At 67.9% G+C, this 17,537-nt stretch carries 26 protein-coding genes and 2 tRNA genes; 15 read left to right on the top strand and 13 right to left on the bottom strand.

Annotated elements, in window-relative coordinates; genetic code table 11:
- Nucleotides 1-44: 44 nt before the first annotated feature.
- The 3 genes from MW290_RS25690 to MW290_RS25680 all read left to right on the top strand — a co-directional run bounded on the left by MW290_RS25690 (nucleotide 45) and on the right by MW290_RS25680 (nucleotide 1,611).
- Nucleotides 45-120, top strand: a tRNA-Gly gene (locus MW290_RS25690).
- 67 nt (nucleotides 121-187) lie between these two features.
- Nucleotides 188-261 (top strand) — tRNA-Cys (locus tag MW290_RS25685).
- A gap of 198 nt (nucleotides 262-459) precedes the next feature.
- Complete coding sequence (locus tag MW290_RS25680; protein ID WP_250197180.1) at nucleotides 460-1,611, top strand: tyrosine-type recombinase/integrase; 1,152 nt, start codon at nucleotides 460-462, stop codon at nucleotides 1,609-1,611.
- A gap of 236 nt (nucleotides 1,612-1,847) precedes the next feature.
- Here the strand turns inward: MW290_RS25680 and MW290_RS25675 are convergent, their stop codons facing one another.
- The 13 genes from MW290_RS25675 to MW290_RS25615 form a co-directional block, all read right to left on the bottom strand.
- Nucleotides 1,848-2,105: a hypothetical protein gene (locus MW290_RS25675; protein ID WP_250197179.1), complete on the bottom strand. Its 258-nt coding sequence runs from the start codon at nucleotides 2,103-2,105 to the stop codon at nucleotides 1,848-1,850.
- The gene (locus MW290_RS25670) at nucleotides 2,102-2,545 is read right to left on the bottom strand and encodes a hypothetical protein (RefSeq protein ID WP_250197178.1); all 444 of its coding nucleotides are present in this window, start codon (nucleotides 2,543-2,545) and stop codon (nucleotides 2,102-2,104) included. Before MW290_RS25670 ends, MW290_RS25675 begins: the two co-directional genes overlap by 4 nt.
- A complete protein-coding gene (locus MW290_RS25665; protein WP_250197177.1) occupies nucleotides 2,542-3,132 on the bottom strand; it encodes a hypothetical protein in 591 nt (196 codons plus the stop codon). The genes MW290_RS25670 and MW290_RS25665 overlap by 4 nt, the downstream gene beginning before the upstream one ends.
- Complete coding sequence (locus tag MW290_RS25660; RefSeq protein ID WP_250197176.1) at nucleotides 3,129-3,416, bottom strand: hypothetical protein; 288 nt, start codon at nucleotides 3,414-3,416, stop codon at nucleotides 3,129-3,131. Before MW290_RS25660 ends, MW290_RS25665 begins: the two co-directional genes overlap by 4 nt.
- Nucleotides 3,417-3,430: 14 nt before the next feature.
- Nucleotides 3,431-3,703 (bottom strand): helix-turn-helix domain-containing protein, encoded by a 273-nt coding sequence (locus MW290_RS25655; protein WP_250197175.1) that lies wholly within the window; start codon nucleotides 3,701-3,703, stop codon nucleotides 3,431-3,433.
- Between the two features lie 226 nt (nucleotides 3,704-3,929).
- Entirely contained in the window at nucleotides 3,930-4,340 is a 411-nt protein-coding gene (locus tag MW290_RS25650; protein ID WP_250197174.1) for a hypothetical protein, read from the bottom strand.
- On the bottom strand, nucleotides 4,340-5,203 hold the full coding sequence (locus tag MW290_RS25645; RefSeq protein WP_250197173.1) for a DUF2303 family protein: 864 nt from the start codon (nucleotides 5,201-5,203) through the stop codon (nucleotides 4,340-4,342). Before MW290_RS25645 ends, MW290_RS25650 begins: the two co-directional genes overlap by 1 nt.
- A gap of 33 nt (nucleotides 5,204-5,236) precedes the next feature.
- Nucleotides 5,237-5,572, bottom strand: a complete 336-nt coding sequence (locus MW290_RS25640; protein ID WP_250197172.1) for a YfdP family phage-associated protein — start codon at nucleotides 5,570-5,572, stop codon at nucleotides 5,237-5,239.
- 47 nt (nucleotides 5,573-5,619) lie between these two features.
- Nucleotides 5,620-6,126, bottom strand: coding sequence for a single-stranded DNA-binding protein (locus tag MW290_RS25635; protein ID WP_310740180.1), 507 nt, complete (start codon nucleotides 6,124-6,126; stop codon nucleotides 5,620-5,622).
- Nucleotides 6,123-6,989, bottom strand: a complete 867-nt coding sequence (locus tag MW290_RS25630) for a 3'-5' exonuclease family protein (protein ID WP_250197170.1) — start codon at nucleotides 6,987-6,989, stop codon at nucleotides 6,123-6,125. The genes MW290_RS25635 and MW290_RS25630 overlap by 4 nt, the downstream gene beginning before the upstream one ends.
- Entirely contained in the window at nucleotides 6,989-7,837 is an 849-nt protein-coding gene (locus MW290_RS25625; RefSeq protein ID WP_250197169.1) for a hypothetical protein, read from the bottom strand. The genes MW290_RS25630 and MW290_RS25625 overlap by 1 nt, the downstream gene beginning before the upstream one ends.
- Nucleotides 7,834-8,118, bottom strand: coding sequence for a hypothetical protein (locus tag MW290_RS25620; RefSeq protein ID WP_250197168.1), 285 nt, complete (start codon nucleotides 8,116-8,118; stop codon nucleotides 7,834-7,836). Before MW290_RS25620 ends, MW290_RS25625 begins: the two co-directional genes overlap by 4 nt.
- A gap of 74 nt (nucleotides 8,119-8,192) precedes the next feature.
- Entirely contained in the window at nucleotides 8,193-8,810 is a 618-nt protein-coding gene (locus MW290_RS25615; RefSeq protein WP_250197167.1) for a LexA family protein, read from the bottom strand.
- 104 nt (nucleotides 8,811-8,914) lie between these two features.
- Here MW290_RS25615 and MW290_RS25610 point away from each other — a divergent pair, with 104 nt between their 5' ends.
- The 12 genes from MW290_RS25610 to MW290_RS25555 all read left to right on the top strand — a co-directional run bounded on the left by MW290_RS25610 (nucleotide 8,915) and on the right by MW290_RS25555 (nucleotide 17,513).
- Nucleotides 8,915-9,361, top strand: a complete 447-nt coding sequence (locus tag MW290_RS25610) for a hypothetical protein (RefSeq protein WP_250197166.1) — start codon at nucleotides 8,915-8,917, stop codon at nucleotides 9,359-9,361.
- Nucleotides 9,358-9,846: a hypothetical protein gene (locus tag MW290_RS25605; RefSeq protein WP_250197165.1), complete on the top strand. Its 489-nt coding sequence runs from the start codon at nucleotides 9,358-9,360 to the stop codon at nucleotides 9,844-9,846. Before MW290_RS25610 ends, MW290_RS25605 begins: the two co-directional genes overlap by 4 nt.
- Nucleotides 9,843-10,139 carry a hypothetical protein gene (locus MW290_RS25600; RefSeq protein WP_250197164.1) on the top strand — a complete coding sequence of 99 codons (297 nt, stop codon included), beginning with the start codon at nucleotides 9,843-9,845 and terminating at the stop codon, nucleotides 10,137-10,139. Before MW290_RS25605 ends, MW290_RS25600 begins: the two co-directional genes overlap by 4 nt.
- Nucleotides 10,136-11,161, top strand: coding sequence for a hypothetical protein (locus MW290_RS25595; protein ID WP_250197163.1), 1,026 nt, complete (start codon nucleotides 10,136-10,138; stop codon nucleotides 11,159-11,161). Before MW290_RS25600 ends, MW290_RS25595 begins: the two co-directional genes overlap by 4 nt.
- Nucleotides 11,161-13,818 carry a Hint domain-containing homing endonuclease gene (locus MW290_RS25590; protein WP_250197162.1) on the top strand — a complete coding sequence of 886 codons (2,658 nt, stop codon included), beginning with the start codon at nucleotides 11,161-11,163 and terminating at the stop codon, nucleotides 13,816-13,818. Before MW290_RS25595 ends, MW290_RS25590 begins: the two co-directional genes overlap by 1 nt.
- The gene (locus tag MW290_RS25585) at nucleotides 13,815-14,723 is read left to right on the top strand and encodes a toprim domain-containing protein (RefSeq protein ID WP_250197161.1); all 909 of its coding nucleotides are present in this window, start codon (nucleotides 13,815-13,817) and stop codon (nucleotides 14,721-14,723) included. The genes MW290_RS25590 and MW290_RS25585 overlap by 4 nt, the downstream gene beginning before the upstream one ends.
- 289 nt (nucleotides 14,724-15,012) lie before the next feature.
- Nucleotides 15,013-15,543, top strand: a complete 531-nt coding sequence (locus MW290_RS25580) for a hypothetical protein (RefSeq protein WP_250197160.1) — start codon at nucleotides 15,013-15,015, stop codon at nucleotides 15,541-15,543.
- A complete protein-coding gene (locus MW290_RS25575; protein WP_250197159.1) occupies nucleotides 15,540-15,977 on the top strand; it encodes a hypothetical protein in 438 nt (145 codons plus the stop codon). The genes MW290_RS25580 and MW290_RS25575 overlap by 4 nt, the downstream gene beginning before the upstream one ends.
- 5 nt (nucleotides 15,978-15,982) lie before the next feature.
- Nucleotides 15,983-16,219, top strand: coding sequence for a hypothetical protein (locus MW290_RS25570; protein WP_250197158.1), 237 nt, complete (start codon nucleotides 15,983-15,985; stop codon nucleotides 16,217-16,219).
- A complete protein-coding gene (locus MW290_RS25565; protein WP_250197157.1) occupies nucleotides 16,206-16,646 on the top strand; it encodes a hypothetical protein in 441 nt (146 codons plus the stop codon). The genes MW290_RS25570 and MW290_RS25565 overlap by 14 nt, the downstream gene beginning before the upstream one ends.
- Entirely contained in the window at nucleotides 16,639-17,280 is a 642-nt protein-coding gene (locus MW290_RS25560) for a hypothetical protein (RefSeq protein ID WP_250197156.1), read from the top strand. Before MW290_RS25565 ends, MW290_RS25560 begins: the two co-directional genes overlap by 8 nt.
- The gene (locus MW290_RS25555; protein WP_250197155.1) at nucleotides 17,277-17,513 is read left to right on the top strand and encodes a hypothetical protein; all 237 of its coding nucleotides are present in this window, start codon (nucleotides 17,277-17,279) and stop codon (nucleotides 17,511-17,513) included. The genes MW290_RS25560 and MW290_RS25555 overlap by 4 nt, the downstream gene beginning before the upstream one ends.
- Nucleotides 17,514-17,537 lie beyond the last annotated feature (24 nt).

Below are 17,537 nucleotides of genomic sequence, written 5' to 3'. Positions count from 1 at the left end.
TGCCTATACTGCAGAGCTTCGCTGAACGAGAGTTTGGCGGATACGCGGGAATAGCTCAGTTGGTAGAGCGCAACCTTGCCAAGGTTGAGGTCGCGAGTTCGAGCCTCGTTTCCCGCTCCAAACAAAGCACAAAAAGGGAAGCAGCCGCTTCCCTTTTTGTCGAGTGAACCCCGGGTTGCCGGGCGGTGGCGCGATAGCAAAGCGGTTATGCAACGGATTGCAAATCCGTGTAGTCCGGTTCGACTCCGGATCGCGCCTCCAAGAAAATCAAGCAAAATCAAGCACTTACAACGCCCCGCCAGTTGGGGCGTTTTGTTTTCTCTACTCAAAATCGCCTCAAACCGGGTTCGTGCGACCCGGCGCGGGTAGCGCTGCTACCCGTTTGCGGGGTGGTTTGTCCGTCAAGCCCGGTGCACCATGGCGGCCCCGGGCATCCCGCCCGGCCAGCCCCGGAGTCCCATGGCCAGCATCACGCCCCGCAGCGGCAAGTTCCAGCTGCGCGTCAAGCACCGGCTTCTCCCCAAGCCGTTCTTCTTCACCTTCGACACCTACGACCGGGCCAGCACCTACGGCCAGCAGCTGGAGGCGCTGCTGGCGCGCGGCATCGTCCCGCAGGACTTGCTCGAACCGCCGGAGCCTGGCCGGAAAGCGGACCAGCGGCTGTCCGTGGTGATTGGCGAATACCTCAACCTGGCGCCCGTCGCGGAAACTGACGTGCCCCTGTTGCAGTTAATCCGTGGAGAAGTTGGCGAGGCGCGCGTGTCGGATGTCACGGTGCGGTGGGCCGAGGATTACGTGCGCCGGCTGAAGGCCGAGAAAAACCTGGCGCCGGGCAGCATCCGCAAGCGCGTGGGCTCGCTCGGCCGGGTGGTGGACTGGCATATCAACCGCACCACGGAGAAGAACGAAACTCGCCCGCCCAACGCTCTTCGGCTATTGCCCCGGGGGTATTCCGCTTACAACCAGCAGGACGCCGAAAACCTGCCGGATGGGATGCAGCCAAAAGTCGACGTGTCGCGCGGCTTCCGCCTGGGCGAAGAGATTGAGGCGGCCGTGAAGAGGGTGCTGGCGGGCGAGAAGCGACCTGACCGCGAACGGCCTTGGCCTGTGGACCCGGGCTTCCCGGTGCTGTTCGAGCTGATCATCAACACCGGCATGCGCCTGATCGAGTGCTTCCGCCTGCGCGTCGACCAGCTCGACCTGCAGGGCCGGCTGATCCACGTGGAAGGCTCGAAGGGCCACCGCGGCAAGCTCAAGCCGCGCACCGTGCCCATCGGCAGCAAGCTGGCCGAGCAGCTGCGCACCTGGTGCGAGGGGCGCAAGGGCCTGGTGTTCGACTACTGGGACGGATCGCCGGACGACAAGCGCCGGTGCTCGGCCAGGCTGTCGGCCCGGTTCGCCACGCTCTTCGACTACGCCGGGGCGCCGCACCTGACAGAGCATGACCTGCGCCATGAGGCAACGTGCCGCTGGTTCGAGTTGCGGCGGCCCGCCGGCGGGTGGACGTTCAACGAGGTGGAAATCTGCAAGATCATGGGGTGGACGGACACCCGCATGGCGCTGCGCTATGCCTCGCTGCGCGGCTCGGACCTGTCGGCCCGGATGGATTGATGGTGGCCGGCGATGATCCCGGCTTACCGGTCAAGTTGGCCCGTTACGGATGAGGCCACCCATGCGCGCATCATCACTGCGCATTCACCATCACGACTGCGCCCGTTTGCTGGGGTCGGCCTGGTTGCCGTGCACTGCAGAGCCAGGGGTTCGCCCAAGGTTTCAGGCTTGCAATCGCCTTCACGAGCGGGCGCATGCGTGATGGCCCGGCTTGCGCCGGCGCCTTGATTATCCGGTCACTTCCTCCGGGTGATGGTGAACGGCAGCAGGGCCAGCAGCCGGCGCCACCACGGGCGCGCGTGCTTGGCGCGCAGGCGCTCGACCTCCTTCAGCACCGCGGCCTGGTGCCGCTCCTGCTTGAAGATGCGGGCCGCCTCGGCCGCCACCTGCATCGGCCGCGGGCCCAGCGGCGGCTTCCAGTGCACGCCACCCTCCCAGGTGTAGCCCAGCTGCAGGAGGGTGTTCACCGCGGCCACTTCGCGGGCGGTGGTCATCGGTCGGCCTCCGGCGTGGCCAGGCGCGGCAGCACCAGCACCACCTGCTGCAGCGGGCCGTCCTCTTCGTGCACCGCGCGGAAGTAGTCGCCCATGGCCGGCGGTATGTAGGGCGCCCACGCCTCATAGCCGGTGGCCACCCAGACAGCATCGTCTTCGCTGTCGGTGATGTAGCCCTCGCTCGCGTCAGCGTTCAGCACGGCGTGCAGCTGGGTGTGCGTGGCGTCCGTGCCCAGGATGTGCTCGCGGATGGTCAGCAGGCTCTTTGCTTCAGCCGGGGACACGGCGGCGCGGAGGTGATCCAGCGCCTGCAGGACCGCCACCGGCACGGCGCGGGCGATGCGCCTGACGTGCGACTTGTCCAGCGGATCGCGCGGGGCCTGCGTCACACGGGTTTCGCAGCCGGCGCACATGGTGGTGCAGGGGTTCGCGCAGCTCATGCCGGGTCCACCTGCGGCTCGCCCATCACCGGCATGGCCGGGTGGGGGGTGAAGTGGGTGTGGTAGCCGGGCCAGTCGTCGCAGTTGGGATGCCCCACGTAGCAGGCCTCCTCGACCGGGAATTTCCACCACAGGCAGTCGCCCATCGACTCGTCCCACTCTTCGAGCGGGCGCGCGACGGCGGCGCCGGTTTCGAGATAGGCCACCAGCTGCTGCGCGCTTTCAATGTGCAGCGGCACGCCGATGGCCAGGTTGTGGGGCTGGTCCATGTCGATGCCCTTCAGCACCGTGGCCAGCTTCGGGGCGCTCATCAGGGCGACGATGCCCACCAGCCGCATCACATGGTCGATGTCGATGCCGGCCGCCGCTGTCTTCGGGCCTTGCCGCACCACGGCGTTCAGCATGCGCGTGGCGGCCTCCCACTCGACGGCGCGCAGCATGCCGAAGACATTGCGGCCGGCCGGGTCGGTCAGGTCCGCAGGGGCGCGCGGTGCATGGGCCGGGCCGGCGGTGAGGGCCACGCCCATCAGCTCGGCAGCGCCCATCGCCGTGTGATCGACCAGCAGGGCCGTGTTGTAGTCGCTCATCGTCCTTCCTTCTTGCAGTTGTCGCCCTTGCGGTCATCGCACTTGGGCTTCTTGGTGGTAGAGCCGAAAAAGGGCACCCAGGACCAGGCCGGCGCAGTGGGTGCGGCCGCAGGCGGCTGGGCAGGCTTGGCCGGTACCGGCGCCGGCTTCGGCGCCGGCGTGATGGGCCGGGCCGGCGCAGGGCGCGGCATCACCGGGATGGGCCGGGCCGGAACAACGGTGATGGCGTGGGCCGATGTCGCCACGAGAAGGGCGATGGCCAGCGCGATAGGTGTCAGTCGCATGGTGCTGGTGGTGGTCAGGAGAGGGAAGGAAGGGGCGGCGGCGCACGGCGCTTCGGCGCGGCCCGGCCGGCCGTGGCCACCGCGGCGCGCGGGGCCGGCGCGCGGCGGGCAGCGGCTTCGCGCATGGCCAGCTCGTTCAGCGCCTGGTGCAGCGCCTCGGCCGGGAAAACCCAGCTGCGGCCGATCTTGATGCCCGGCAGGTCGCCGGCCACGGCGCGGTCTTTGACGGTGGTTTCCTCGCAGTCCAGCAGCTCGGCCAGCGCGGAGGTGGTGTAGACGTGTTGCATGTCGGTGGTCGCAGCTCTCACGGCTGGCGGCGCTCGGCCGCCATGCGTAAGAACCCGGGGCTCTCACCCGGCCCACCGGTCCAGCTGCAGGGCATCACTCCTATGGCAGCTGGCCAGCTCCCTGGCACATTCGTCAGCGTGGGCTATCGCTGTTGAAAGGGCCTGTCTCCCAACAGGCGGCACCGGGTCGGATGTGCCATCGTGGTTCCCGGTGCGGTCATAAGGATCAGCCGGCGGGCGTGTCGGTCAGCTCGGCCGGAAGCCGGATGGGCTGCGGCTCTTGCGAGACTTCAAACAGTGCGCCGCTGGCCTCCGCGAAGAGTTCATCGAAGCGGACCAGCAGGCTGGCCAAGCCCTCGCGCAGCTCGGCGTTGTCGGCCTCCAGCTGCGCCACGCGCGCCTCCAGCTGCGCCACGCCGCCACCTGCCTTGGCCTCTTGCGCGGCCTTGAGGTTGTTGGGGATGTTCAGCGCCTCGCGGGTCTTCTTGACCTGCGCGGCCGACACCGGGAACCCCAGCTCGGCGCCAGCTGCATCGGCAAAGTCGATGTCGCTGAGGCCGCTTTCCACGTAGTGCTCGGCGGTGTAGTTGCCCAGGGCAATCACCTGCGCGGTGTTGTGGTGCGCGCGGGCGGCCATCAGCTGTTCGCCTGCGCGAAGGTGCCGGTCAGCAGGGGCACGGTGCCGAGGCCGACGCGGGCCTGTTCGATCAGCTCGTTGCCAGCTTGCTCGACGGTCTTGTCGGCGCGCAGCAGTTCATAGCTGAAGGTCACCTTGCCTTCGCGCACGCGGTAGCGCAGGCGGGCTTCGATCTTCCACGCCGTGGCATTGCGGAACACCGGCACGCCGATGGCGAACTTCTCGAACACCGTCATGCGCTGGATGGTTTCGTCCTTCTCTTGGTCGACGTATTCCAGCTTGATGCCACCCGACTGCAGCCGGGTGTGGGTCTTCAGGCGCATGTCCGCCGAGGCCTCGAACTCCGTGGCCATCTTGAGCATGTCCAGCGAGCTGGGGAAGCCGTCGCCGCCGGTGATGTCGTCCTGGTTGCGCTCGATGAAGAGGGCGAAGTCCAGCTGCGACATCGGCTTCTCGTTCATCGCCTTCCAGCGCTCCCATTCCACCGACAGCGACGGGGCATAGACGGCCCGGAAGCCGCGCCAGCCCGCATCCGTGGTGCCGTGGTCATCCATCACCGCCTGGATGGACAGCTTGGACTGGTCGATGTCGAAGCCGGCCCAGGCCACGGTGTCGTTGCTCTTGTGGCGCTCCACGAACGCCAGGAAGCTGGGCATGTCCTGCAGTTGCGCGGTGCCGCGCTTGCGCCGCGGGTTGTCCAGCAGCTTCTCGGTGTCCACCGTGAGGTTGGTGTAGCCAGGCGGCAGGGCATACGTCACCACGCGGTCATCGACCTTCGGCTTGGTGGTGTCCAGCACCTGCGGCTTGCGCGCCTCGCGCACCAGCACTTCAGCCAGTGCGCCTTGATCCTTGATGTTGTCCATGTCTTGCTCTGTTGGTGGTGGGGAAAGGGTGGGTTAGGTCGCGGTGCGCAGCTCGCGCTCGCGCGGCGCTTCCTCGACCTGGCGCAGCTCCAGCTTCTGCTGCTTGGGGTTCTCCTGCACCAGGTTGCCGTTCGCGTCGGGCCACATGAGCGTCTCGTCCGGCTTGACCTTGGGCATCTTGGTGGTGACGGTGCCGGCCAGGGCCATCACGCCGCCGGCCGACTTCTTGATGGCGATGGTGAGCGTGATGGAGCCGGCGCCGCCGTTCTCGTCCAGGTGACGAACCAGCTTGTTCAGCTCGACGCTGGCGGTGTCGTGGAAGGCGCCGCCTTCGATGACACGAAGGGTGTCGTTAATGGGTCGGATCATGGTGGTGGTGCTGTTGAGGGGCGCGCGGCCCCGTGGTTGAAGAGCCGCTAGAAGGGGATGTCGTCGTCCATGTCATCGAACCCGGTGTTCGACTTCGGGGCCGACTGCTGGCGCTGCTGCGGGGCCGGGCGTTGCTGCTGCTGGCGCTGCTGGCCATAGCCGCCGCGCTGCTGTCCACCGCCGCCGCCGCGCTGCTGTTCGCCATCGCCGCCGCCTTCGTCGTCGCGCCGGCCGCCCAGGAACTTCACTTCCTCGGCCACGATTTCCGTGGTGTAGTGGGTGGCGCCGTCCTTCTCGTACTGGCGCGTGCGCAGGCGGCCCTCGATGTAGACCGTGCGGCCCTTCTTCAGGTACTCGCCGCACACCTCGGCCAGCTTCCCGAAGACAGCAATGCGGTGCCACTCGGTTTCTTCCTGCTTTTCGCCGTCGCGGCTCTTCCACGTGCGGGAAGTGGCGATGCTGAAGTTGCACACGGCGCTGCCGTCATCGAAATACTTCAGCTCCGGGTCGCGGCCCAGGTTGCCGATCAGAAGTACGCGGTTGACAGTCATCAGGCGGCCTCGACCATCGACAGGGCCGGGCCGGGGCGCAGCTCGGACGGCACGAACACCGGCTGCGCGGGGCGAGGCGTGCGGCCACGCAGGGCGCAGTACACGTCCCAGGTGCGCTGGGTGTCGCCGCCGCAGTAGCGGGCCACCTTGCCAATTTCGCCGCGCTTGATGAAGTCCCACACCATCGAGCCGTCGATCTCTTCGCCGTCCAGCTCGGCGCCCTTGCGGTCGATGCCGAATATTTCGCACAGCTTGTCCAGCTTCACGCGCTGGTGGTGGTCACCGGTCCACAGGTACATGGTGTCCAGCACCGCGTCGTCCCACGGGCGCAGCACGCGCATGAAGATTTCAGGCAGGCGCACGCCCAGCAGCAGCGAGCGCTGGCGCATGAAGCGGCGGTCGAACTCGGTGTTGTGGCCCAGCAGCTGGTGGCCCTGGTGGTGGCCGGTCAGCTTGCGCCAGGCGCGCACGAACTCGTTCAGCAGCCAGGCCTCGTAGCCGGGCTCCATCCACTGCTCATCGAAGAGGCTGATGGGCGCGTCGGAACCGGGCTTCAGCGCGATCACGGCCAGCTGACCATGCGCCGCATCCAGCGACGTGGTGCGCACGGCCTCATCCTTCTTGCGCTCGCCCTCGAAGAAGATTTCGCTCTTCTTCGCGTTGCCCACGTCGCGCCACCAGGCGGTGATCTTCTCTTCGTCCTTCCAGTTGGACGGCGGGGCCACCTCGGAAGCCTTGAGCTGGTAGGACCAGTCGATGTCCTTGGTCAGGCGCTCGATGACCTCCGGGTCTTGCGTCGGGATGGTTTCGGTGTCCACCACGATGGGCTCAAGCGCGATGGGATTGGTGGGTGCGGTGTCGTTCATTACTTCTTCGCCTTGGTGCTGGCGCTGGTGGTGGATTCGGCGGCGGGGGTGCTGGCCGGCTGGGCCAGGCGGCGCGACGTCGCTTCAGCGGCTTCCTTCAGCAGCGCGTAGGCGTCGGTGTCACGGCGCTCCTGCGCGGCCTTCTTGGCAGCGGTCCACGCGGTGCTGGCGGCCTTGCCGTTGTGCGCCTCTTGGATGGCCTGCAGGTGCGAGGCGTACCAAGGCGGGTTATCCGGGTCGTAGGCCGCGGCCGCCGGCTCCTTCTCGGCCTCCTTCTCGGCCTCCTTCTGCTGGGCCGCCTTGCGGGCGCGTACCTCGTTGAGGTACTTGTTGTCATCGAACATGCTCATGTGCACGTCCGCGCCGAACCCCAGCCAGGACAGCGCCTTGGTCATGGCGTCGGTGAGCGACTTCTTGGGCGCCTCTTCGTCGGTGTAGGCCCCGTACTTGTTGGTGCCCACGAAGGTGGTCTGACCGAAGGCCGGCACGCGGCCATCGGGGTAGCGCAGCTCGATCTGCAGCACGTGGATCAGCTCGCGGCCGATGACTGTGACGCCATCCTTGGCCACGATGGGGGCGCCTTCCAGCATGCGCTCGCTGATGATTTCCGGCCCCCATGCGCCACCGATCGGTCCCCACAGCTCAGTGGCGCAGCGAACCAGGTAGACAGCGTTGATCGCCGTCCCCTCGAAACCGCCGCTGCGTTTGAAGGGCTTGGTGTGGGCCGGGTCCGGCGTGCGCACGGAGTCCCACAACGTCAGGTTGTTGCGCTGCAGCTTCGCGGGTGCAGCAGCACCGGCCGGGGCCTGCGGCGCGGCCACCGCGCTCACGTCCTTGCCCGCGCTCATGCCAGCGCCCCAATGCCCCAGCGCACAGCTGCGGCCAGGCCGAAGGAAAAAGCCAGCAGCACCAGCACCCGAAGGCCGGCGCGTGCGCGGCGCTCGATGACCTTGTGCCGGCGCAGCAGCGCGGCCTGCACAACGCAGGCGTCGTGATCGAGCGTGGAAGGCGTGGCGCCGTAGGCGCTGACGAGAAGGCCCTGCCCGGTGGGCACGCGGCGGGGAGCCGCTGGGGTCTTGGGCGCAGGTGCGCCGATGGCCGCCATCCCGGCGGCGTGCGTAGAACTCATGATGCCCCTTTCCCGTGCGCAACAGTGCGCACAGGAAGGAGATTAGAGATTCAACGCACGAACGTCAAGAGGTACTAAGCGAGTGGAACGGTTGCTGACGTGACAACCCCTAGGATTTGATCCAGGGTCACCTTCGGCCGGCTGTAGTTGTTGTTCATCGGGCGCAGGTAGTAGAAGCCGCTGTCTTCAATGAGCTGGCGCACCGTCGCGCTGGCAGAGCCGTCAAGGCGCGCCACCACGATGTTGCCCGGCATGGGCTTGCGCTCCGCGTTGACGACGACGATGGTTCCCGAAGGAAGCGAGACATCACCAGGTGAGCTCGCAACCATCGAGTCTCCGACGAGACGAACTGCGAACTGCCCCTCTGCATCGAGAGCGACGGGAACGGTCTTCGTAGAGTGATTCATGAGATTGCTACCGACCTCTTCCAACTGCAGAAGAGGTAATTCCTTGGACTTCGGTAGCTGGATGCGTTCTCCGTCATCCGTATCGAAGTAGCTCGAAGGCAGGCCCGCAGCATCGGCCAGGCGCCTGAAAGCCGCTTCGCCGCCGGGATAGTCCTCACTCATGAGTTGGGAGACATAGCTACGGGTCTTCCCGATGATCCGGCCGAAGGCGGCAGGGCCATCGTGCCGCGCAACCAGCTCGCGCAGCTTGGCCTTCCTATGCAGTGTCTTTGCGTCCATGTCCATGAGTATCCCTGTGCGTGGTTAGACTTTTGTTGACATCATCCGTTTAATGTCTCTACTCTTCACCCCTCTTACGGGGGGATAGAAGGGTGCAAGAAGGTCAAAATTTGCCGCGCCGTCGCAAGAGCGGCCGTCGCAAGGGTGCCAATGCAGAGCGCACGATCTTCGCGCTGCTGACATCGGAGCTGCAGCTGGCCAAGCCGTTGCAGCGCAACTTCAACCAGGCCCGCGATGGTGGCGCCGACGATGCTGGCCAGTTGCCCGGCTGGGCCATCGAGGTCAAGCACGTGGCCAAGCTGGCCCGGCCGACCTGGTGGCGGCAAGCCATCAGGCAGGCCCAGGGTGTGGGCCGGCAGCCGGTGCTGTTCTACCGCCTGCGCAAGGCGCGCGGCGCCCCTGAGACTGCGGCCTGGCGCGCGGTGGTGCCCGTGGCGGCCCTGACGTGCCTGCCGTCGATGGACGCGGTGCATGAGGTCTTCTGCGAGGCTGTGCACGGCGCCGATGTCTCGTTCGATGCGGCCGTGCAGGTGCTGCGCGCGCCGGTGCGGCCGTGAGCCGCGGCCGGCCGCCGGTGATCCGGCACAAGCGCCAGGGCAACGCGATGTTCCGCAACCCGGTGTGGGGCATGGCCCCCAAGCCGTTGCTGGAGCTGGAGCTGGCCGAGCGCTCTTCCACCGCGGCCGTGCTCGACGGCAAGGGCACGGTGGCCGAGCTGGAAGTGCTGCAGGGTTCCGCGTTGTCCGCGGTGCTGGCCCTGCGCCTGTGCGTGGACGGCACGGTGCCCCACCAGGTGGAGCCTGCAGCGCTGAAGGAATCCCTCGGCCTAGCTGAAGACCGCGCCCGAGCGGTGCTGTCGATGGTCCGCCGCTACATGGACACCGGCAACGTGGGATGCAGCGGCGAAGAGCGCGCGCAGATCGCGCTGCTGACCGACGAAATCCAGAACCTGCGCAAGGTGCTGCCGCGCCGCGCCTGGATGGAAGCCACATCGCGCATGGTGGCCGGCGTGCAGGTGGTCATCCCCGGGGCCGCCCTATGAGCGACCGCCGCGCGCTCACCAGCAAAGAGCTGGACCGCTTCGAGTACCGCATGGGCCTGTTCAAGCGCCGCGGCCTGTCATCGGACGAGGCCGAGACGCTGGCCGACAAGCTGGCCTCGCGCGACATCGACTGCGACGACCGCCGCGTGTGTCTGGAGTGCAAGCACATCCAGCGCGACGGCAAGTGCTTCGCCGCCCAGCAGGGCCGCCTGCACAACGCCCCCACCTACTACACCCCCGTGCGCACGATGCTGCAGCGCTGCGAGGGGTTCGCCTGGCAAACCCCCGCATGAAGATCAACCGCAACCTCATCCGCATCGACGGCGGCACTCAGTCGCGCGTGGCCATAGACGAGGCCGTGGTGGCCGAGTACGCCGACCGCTACGCCGTTGGCGACTACATGCCGCCGGTGGTGCTGTACTTCGATGGCGCCCACTACTGGCTGGCCGATGGCTTCCACCGGTACCACGCGGCCGGCCGTGCGCAGCTGCTGCAGATGGACGCCGAGGTGCACAACGGCACCCGCCGCGATGCGGTGCTGCATTCTTTGGGTGCCAACGCCGCGCACGGGCTGCGCCGCTCCAACGCCGACAAGCGCAAGGCGGTGATGATGGTGCTGACGGACGCCGAATGGGCGAAGTGGAGCGACCGCGAGATTGCCCGCCGCTGCCAGGTGACGCACCCGTTCGTGGCCAGCATCCGCGCCTCACTGGTAGCCGTTTCCAGTGAGCCCGCCGCGGAGCGCACCTACACCACCAAGCACGGCACGCAGGCCAAGATGGACACGGCCGGCGTGCGTGCGGCCAACGTGGCCCGCGCCGCGGAGCCGCCGCCCGCGGTGGGCCCGTCCACGCTCACCGTGCAGCAGCAGGCCATGCCCGTCATTGCGCCGGCCGAGCGCCCGGCCCAGGCCGTCGCCAAGCCCGCCGCGCCGGCGGGATGGGTGGCCGCCCCGGCTCCGGCCCCGGCCGCGTCGGTGCAGCAGCCGACCGCCGAGGAGGTGGCCGAGGACGCCTATGGCGACGACCCGGCCGAGCTGCTGGGCGCAGCCTACGCGCGCATCACGGAGCTGGAAGAGCTGGTGGAAGCGGCCAAGGCCGACGACCAGAAGGCCGAGACGTTGAAGTGGCGCCAGCTGTACGCCGATTCGTCGCGCAAGCAGGCCGAGGCCCAGGCCCGCGCCGCCGACTACCAGCAGGAGCTGCAGCGCATGTCCGACCGCCTCTTGCGCATCTGCAAGCTGTTCAACGAGCGCGACACGTCCAAGGCAGTCGCGCTGGTGTCGGACTTCGTGCGCAAGCACACGCCGAAGTGATGGCGCCGGACCTGTTCACCGCAGCCGGCGCCGACGCTGGCCAGCCCGCCACCGCGCTCAAGCCGGTGGCCGAAGCAGCCATGCAGGTGCAGCTGCGCGATTACCAGCTGCAGGCAGTGGAGCAGGCCCGCGAGGCCATCCGCAACGGCGCACGCAACGTGCTGATCGTCGCGCCCACCGGCGCCGGCAAGTGTCTTGGGCGCGGCACGCCCGTCCTGATGGCTGACGGAAGCGTCAAGCCTGTGGAGGACGTTCGCGTGGGAGACCGCCTGGCTTCGCCCACGGGCGGCGTGCGGACGGTCCTGGCCCTTGGCCGAGGCCGCGAGCAGCTCTACCGGGTGGTGCCGACGAAGGGTGATCCCTATGTCGTGAACGCGAGCCATCTGCTGTCGCTGCGCAAGACACCCGGTAGCGATGGGTTGCGACTGGCGGACGGCGCTCACATCCACCGAGACGCTGACGTTGTGGCGGTTGAGGCCGCCGTGCTTGCCGCATCCAACGCGACGGCGCGACATGCACTGAAAGGCTGGCGCGCAGGAGTTGAGCGCTTCGACGGTCAGTGCACAGTTCTGCCTGTGCCGCCCTACGTCCTCGGGGTTTGGCTGGGCGACGGCACAACTGGCCGGCCAGAAATCACCAAGCCGGAGGGCGCTGTTTCGTTGGAGTGGAGCGCGTGGGGCCGCTCGCTGGAGCTTCGGTGTGTGCGCGAGGACGCCGCCGGCACCAGGTGCCCGACATGGAGGCTCACGAACGGGCGTTCTGGCGGCGCCGAGAACGCTGCCGCTGCTGCACTGGACGCCATCGGCGTGCTGCAAGACAAGCACGTTCCGCGGTGCTACCTCACCGCCAGCAAGCGGGACCGTCAGATGCTGGTGGCCGGACTGCTTGACACAGACGGTTCCGTTTCCAGGGGCGGCTTCGACTGGATCAGCGCCAACTATCAGCTGGCGCAGGACATGGCGTTCCTGTGTCGCTCGATTGGCTTGGCCTGCTACATCACCGAGTGCACGAAGGGCATCCGCGAGAGCGGGTTTGTCGGCACCTACTGGCGGCTCAGCATCAGCGGCGACTGCAGCGCGCTCCCGACCCGTGCGAAGCGCGCGCCAGCGCGCCAGCAAAAGAAGCGCCACGACGTTCACGGCTTGTCCGTCCAGCCCATCGGTGAGGGCGATTACTTCGGCTTCGAGATAGACGGCGACCGCCTGTTCCTGCTGGGCGACTTCACCGTGACGCACAACACCGTCATCGCCTCCTACCTGATCGAGAGCAACCGGAACAAGGGCAAGCGCTCGAACTTCGTGGTCGACCGCATCAGCCTGGTGCAGCAGACGAGCGACACCTTCGACCGCTACGGCATCAACCACGGGATCATGCAGGCCGACCACTGGCGGTACCGGCCCGAGCAGCCCACGCAGCTGGTGAGCGTGGGTACGGCGCGCAAGCGCGGCTTTCCCGATTCGCACCTGGACCTCATTGACGAGGCCCACACCATCGACGCCGCCGTCAAAGCCCGCCTTGAAGAGCGCGCCCGCGTGTCGATCGGTCTCACCGCCACCCCTTTCACCAAGGGCCTTGGCCAGCTGTACGACGCGGTGGTGAACGTCACCACGACGCACGCGCTGATCGAGCAAGGGTTCCTGGTGCCCTACCGCATCTTCGCGTGCACCGAGCCCGACATGGGCGGTGTGAGCCTCAAGAGCAGCGGCGAGTGGAACGACAAGGAAGCCTCCGACGCTGCGCTGCAGGTGGTAGGCGACGTGGTGGAGGAATACCTGAAGCGGGGCGAGGGCAGGAAGTTCATCTGCAGCGCTGTGGACACGGCCCACGTGAACGAGCTGGCCCGCCAATTCCTGGCCGCCGGCATCAACGTGGCCACCTACACCTACAAGGACCAGGAAGAGGACCGGGCCGAGACGGTCAACGAGTTCCGCAAGCCGACCAGCACCATCCGTGGCCTCATCACCGTGACTGCCGCGAGCAAGGGCTTCGACGTGCCCGACATCGGCTGCGTGATCGTGGCCCGGCCGCTGCGCAAGAGCCTGGCTGAGTTCATCCAGTTCCTCGGCCGTGGCCTGCGCATCTTCGACGGCAAGACCGATTGCATCGTGCTGGACCACAGCGGCAACACAGCCCGCTTCTGGAAGCCGCTGCAGCAGTTCTTCGAGCACGGCGCCCTGGACCTGAGCAAGGCGAAGAAGGCCGAGCGCACCGAGGCGCAGGAGCAGGAGGTGGAGCTGGTGACGTGCGGCAACTGCAGTCACATGCACCGCTACGCGCCGGCCTGCCCGCAGTGCGGCCACGAGTACCCGCGCAAGAAGGCCATCGAGCACGTGCCGGGCACCCTGAAGGAAATCCTGGCCACCAAGAACCCCAGCCTCATGAAGCGCGAGTTGTGGCCCCAGGTGGTGGACTACGTGCTGAAGAACAGTCCGCGGGCCGACGCGGAGAAGCTGCAGCGCAAGGCCCAGGCGCTGTACCGCGACCTCACCGGCGAATGGGCCATGGGCCGCGTGAACACCACACGCCCGGTTCAGTGCAGCCCTGAACTGGCCGGCAAGCTGCGCGCCAAGCAAATCCGCTTCGCGCACGGCAAGGGCCGAGGCGCAGCTGCACCCAACGCACGCGGTGCCAGCCGGGCGCAAAGGGGCGGCGCTTGAGCGGCACCTTTGAGGAAGCGCTGCACGCCGCCGGCCTGCGCCCGCGCGACGTCATCCCCGATGGCCTGTGGCACCGCTGCCCGACCATCGACAAGCCGAAGAAGAAGAACGGGGTCTACAAGCTCGACGTGTGCGGCAGCAAGGGCTGGTACCGCAACTGGGGCGACCCGGTGCTGGGCGTGGCGTTCTGGAAGCAGGACGGCCCGGCCCGCACGCTGCGCCGCGTGGACGAGGCCAAGATCGCCGCGGCGCGCGAGCGCGACCGCCGCAACCGCATCGAAGGCATCCGAAAGGCCCGCGCGCTGTGGGCCGCCGGCACGCCGATGCGCGAGCTGCACCCCTACTTGCGCGACAAGGGCCTGCAGCCTCGCGGCTGCGCCCAGCTGCGCACGTGGCGCGGCTGGCTGCTGATCCCGGTCATGGTCGACAACAGCCTGCTGAACGTGCAGCGCATCGGCGCCGATGGGAAAAAGCTCTTCGTGAAGCACGCGCCCGTGAAGGGTGGCTGCTACGTGCTGGGCCGCCCTGACGCGGCCGTGACGGCCTTCTGCGAGGGCTTCGCCACCGGCCTGGCCGTGTACCAGTCGGTGCGCCACTGCCGCGTGGTGGTGGCCTACGACGCCGGCAACCTGTTCCCCGTGGTGGAGCGCTTCAAGCCCACCGGATCGGTGGTGCTGGTGGCCGACAACGACCACGGCACGCTGGCCCGCCGCGGCTTCAACCCGGGCCTGCAGGCCGCCCGCAACGCGGCCGAGCTGTGCGACGCCGGTGTGACCTGGCCGGAAGGCATCGAGGGCACCGACTTCGCGGACACGCTCTACGAGTGGGGAGAGGGCGCTGCAGGCCGCATCGAGCGCCAGGTGCTGGCTGCCGCCCGCTTTGTCTTCAGGGAGTGCGCCTTGTAGTCCGACCACAGCGCACTCCGGGCGCACAACACACGAGCCTGCATGGGCTGCACGGAAGAGAACACCGGGGCACCGCGCCCCCGACAACAACGCGGTACCGGACTGGCGAAAGCCTAGGGGGCAGATCCCGAACGATTCCGGCGGCAGGCGAGTTTCCACGGCCGAGGGCGGTGTTGCGACACCGAAGGTGGAAATCCCGAAAGGGGGTGGCGCCCAGCTCACCCGACCCCGTGGGGGGTAGGGGGGGCTTTAGGTGGAAAGAGGAAAGAACTGCAGAGGTAGGAGAGGAATGTCTGTCCCAACGATCAATCTCGAAGTGATGCTGGCCAACTGGTCGGAGTCGCACAGCAACGGCGCGAAGGTCACGTTCTGGCTGGCCGACCCGGCCGACCTCGACGTCTTCCGCACGCTGACCGTGCGCAAGGGCAACCGCGCTGGCCAGCGCTTCATGGCCGTGTTCGCGCTGCTGGGCGATGGTGAGACGCCCGAGCCCATCCCAGGTGTGCACGTGCCCGACCAGGCCGCAGCTGGCCAGCCCGCCGGCAAGCCGCCTGCAGCACCTGCAGTGCCTGCCGACCGCGGCAAGGGCGGCCGCCTCGCCCGCCTGGCTTCGCAGCTGTGCCGCAACCCCGCGTGGCGCCGCTGGGCGCAGGACAAGCACTGCGTGCAGCTGCCCGACGAAGCCGCGGCCCGCGCCCTGGTGCTGCAGTTGTGCGGCATCGAGTCGCGCGCCGAGCTGGACCACAACCAGGCTGCTGCCAACCTCTTCCACGCCGAGCTGCGCCGCCCCTTCGCTGACCTGCAGGAGGGCGACCGGTGAAGCGCAGCACCTTCGCCCGCAAGGCGCCGGTACGCGAGGTGCGCGACCGCAGCGACGAGTTCAAGTCGTTCGTGCCCCAGCGCCCGCGCGCCGTGATGGCAACGCCGCTGGCGCTGACCTCGGAAGCGCCGGTGCAGCTGGGGAAGGCGGAAGGCTTCTACAGCGAGGCTTGGCGGCGCGCGGTTGCAGCTCTCCCCTGCGTGTTGTGTGGCCGCTTCGGGCAGACGCAGTGCGCACACCGCAACGAAGGCAAGGCGGGCGGGCGAAAGCTGATGGACGACTGCTGGACTGCAGCGCTGTGTGTGGCCTGCCACAGCGAGATCGACCAGGGCTCCAAGCTCACGCGCGAAGAGCGCCGGTCGCGTATGGATGCCGCGATCTTGCTGACGCTTCGTGAGCTGGCCCGCTCCGGCGCGGTCATCCCGAAGGGGTAGCCATCATGCCCCGCTGCGTCGAATGCCGCTTTGCCCTGGCCCGTGAGCCGATGGCCGCCTCCGATGCGCAGCGCGCCAGGCTGCTGAAGGCCATGGCCCGCGCTGGCGCAGTGAACTGCGAGAAATCCCCTTACCGCGCTTCCTTCTTCCCCGCCTTGGTGCCGCGTGAGTGCCCCGACTTCGCACCTGCCCCTCAAACCCACACCGAGGCACGCCTCCGCTACTTCAATGTTCACCGCTGATCCGACCGACAACCAACGCCGCCGCACGTTCGTGGACTTCTCGGCCCTGAACGACCGAGTGCCCGCGCAGCTGGCCAGCACCCACCAGCAGCTTTTGGATTGGGCGCGGTGGTGCAAGACCGGCCGCTATGGCCGCGCCACCGCGCCTGGCTTCGAGGGATACCGGCCGCCCAGCGCCTTCGACGCGCCGCGCGCGCCCACGCCGTCGCTGCCGCCCCAGCAGCTGGGCCTGACCATCGAGCGCACCGTGGCATCGCTGCCCATGCGGTACCGCGAGCTGCTGCGCGGCTGGTACGTGCTCAACACCCCGCCGATGCGCATGTGCACCGAGCACAGCATCCGGCCCATCGAGCTGGAAGAGGAACTGAACAACGCGCGGGGCATGGTGCGCAACCAGCTGCGCGCCCAAGGAGTGCGAAATGCGTGAAGGCCCCATCCTCTTCAGCGCGCCGATGGTCAGGGCGCTGCTGGCGGGCACGAAGACGCAGACGCGGCGGGTGGTGAAGCAACAGCCGCCAGCCGACAAGCAGCGCTCAGCCTGGTACGAGCCCGGCGTCATGGGCTGGGCGCCGCCAGAGGCGCCGTCTCAGCACTGGCACCGCATTCGCTGCCCCTACGGCCAGCCCGGTGATCGGCTGTGGGTTCGTGAGGCTTTCGCCGGCAGCATCGCCTACGAACGCCACGGCTACCCGCTCCGTGAGTGGGGCAATAAGGTGTGGTACGTCGCGGATGGAGAGCCTCGCTCTGGGCAGTGGACGCGGCCACGGCCATCCATCCACATGCCGCGCAGTCTCTCTCGCATCACGCTGGAGATAGCAGGGGTGCGGGTGGAGCGGCTGCAGGACATCAGCGAGGCCGATGCCATCGCCGAGGGTGTGAACCGCTTCCCGGGATGCCGCCAGGACGATGACGCCGCTGCGTTTAACCGCATCGGCCCGGTGGACAACGACAGCTTCCCGATCGCGCGTTATGCGGTGCTTTGGGAGTCCATCAACGGCCTCGGCAGCTGGGACGCCAACCCTTGGGTGTGGGTGGTCGATTTCAAGCGGGTGCAGCCATGAAGGCCCGCCGCCGCAAGGCCCAGCTGCTGGCCCGGCGCCGGCCTGCTGCTGCAGCTGCTGCCGACAAGGCCCGGCTGGATTACCTGGGTGCCGGCCGGGGCCTGGCCCGCTTCATCAACGCCACGCTGGGCGAAATCGAGCCCGACGTCATCGCGGTGGGCGCCTTCCCCACCAGCGGTGCCGATGACGCCATCGACGTGCGCGGCCTGATCGACGGGCTTGTCGCTAGGTAGTAGATCGGCGCCCGGAGGCAACCA

It is taken from the genome of Aquincola tertiaricarbonis (genome assembly GCF_023573145.1).
GTDB lineage: Bacteria > Pseudomonadota > Gammaproteobacteria > Burkholderiales > Burkholderiaceae_C > Aquincola > Aquincola tertiaricarbonis_B.
This window is presented reverse-complemented; position numbering and strand designations above follow the sequence as displayed.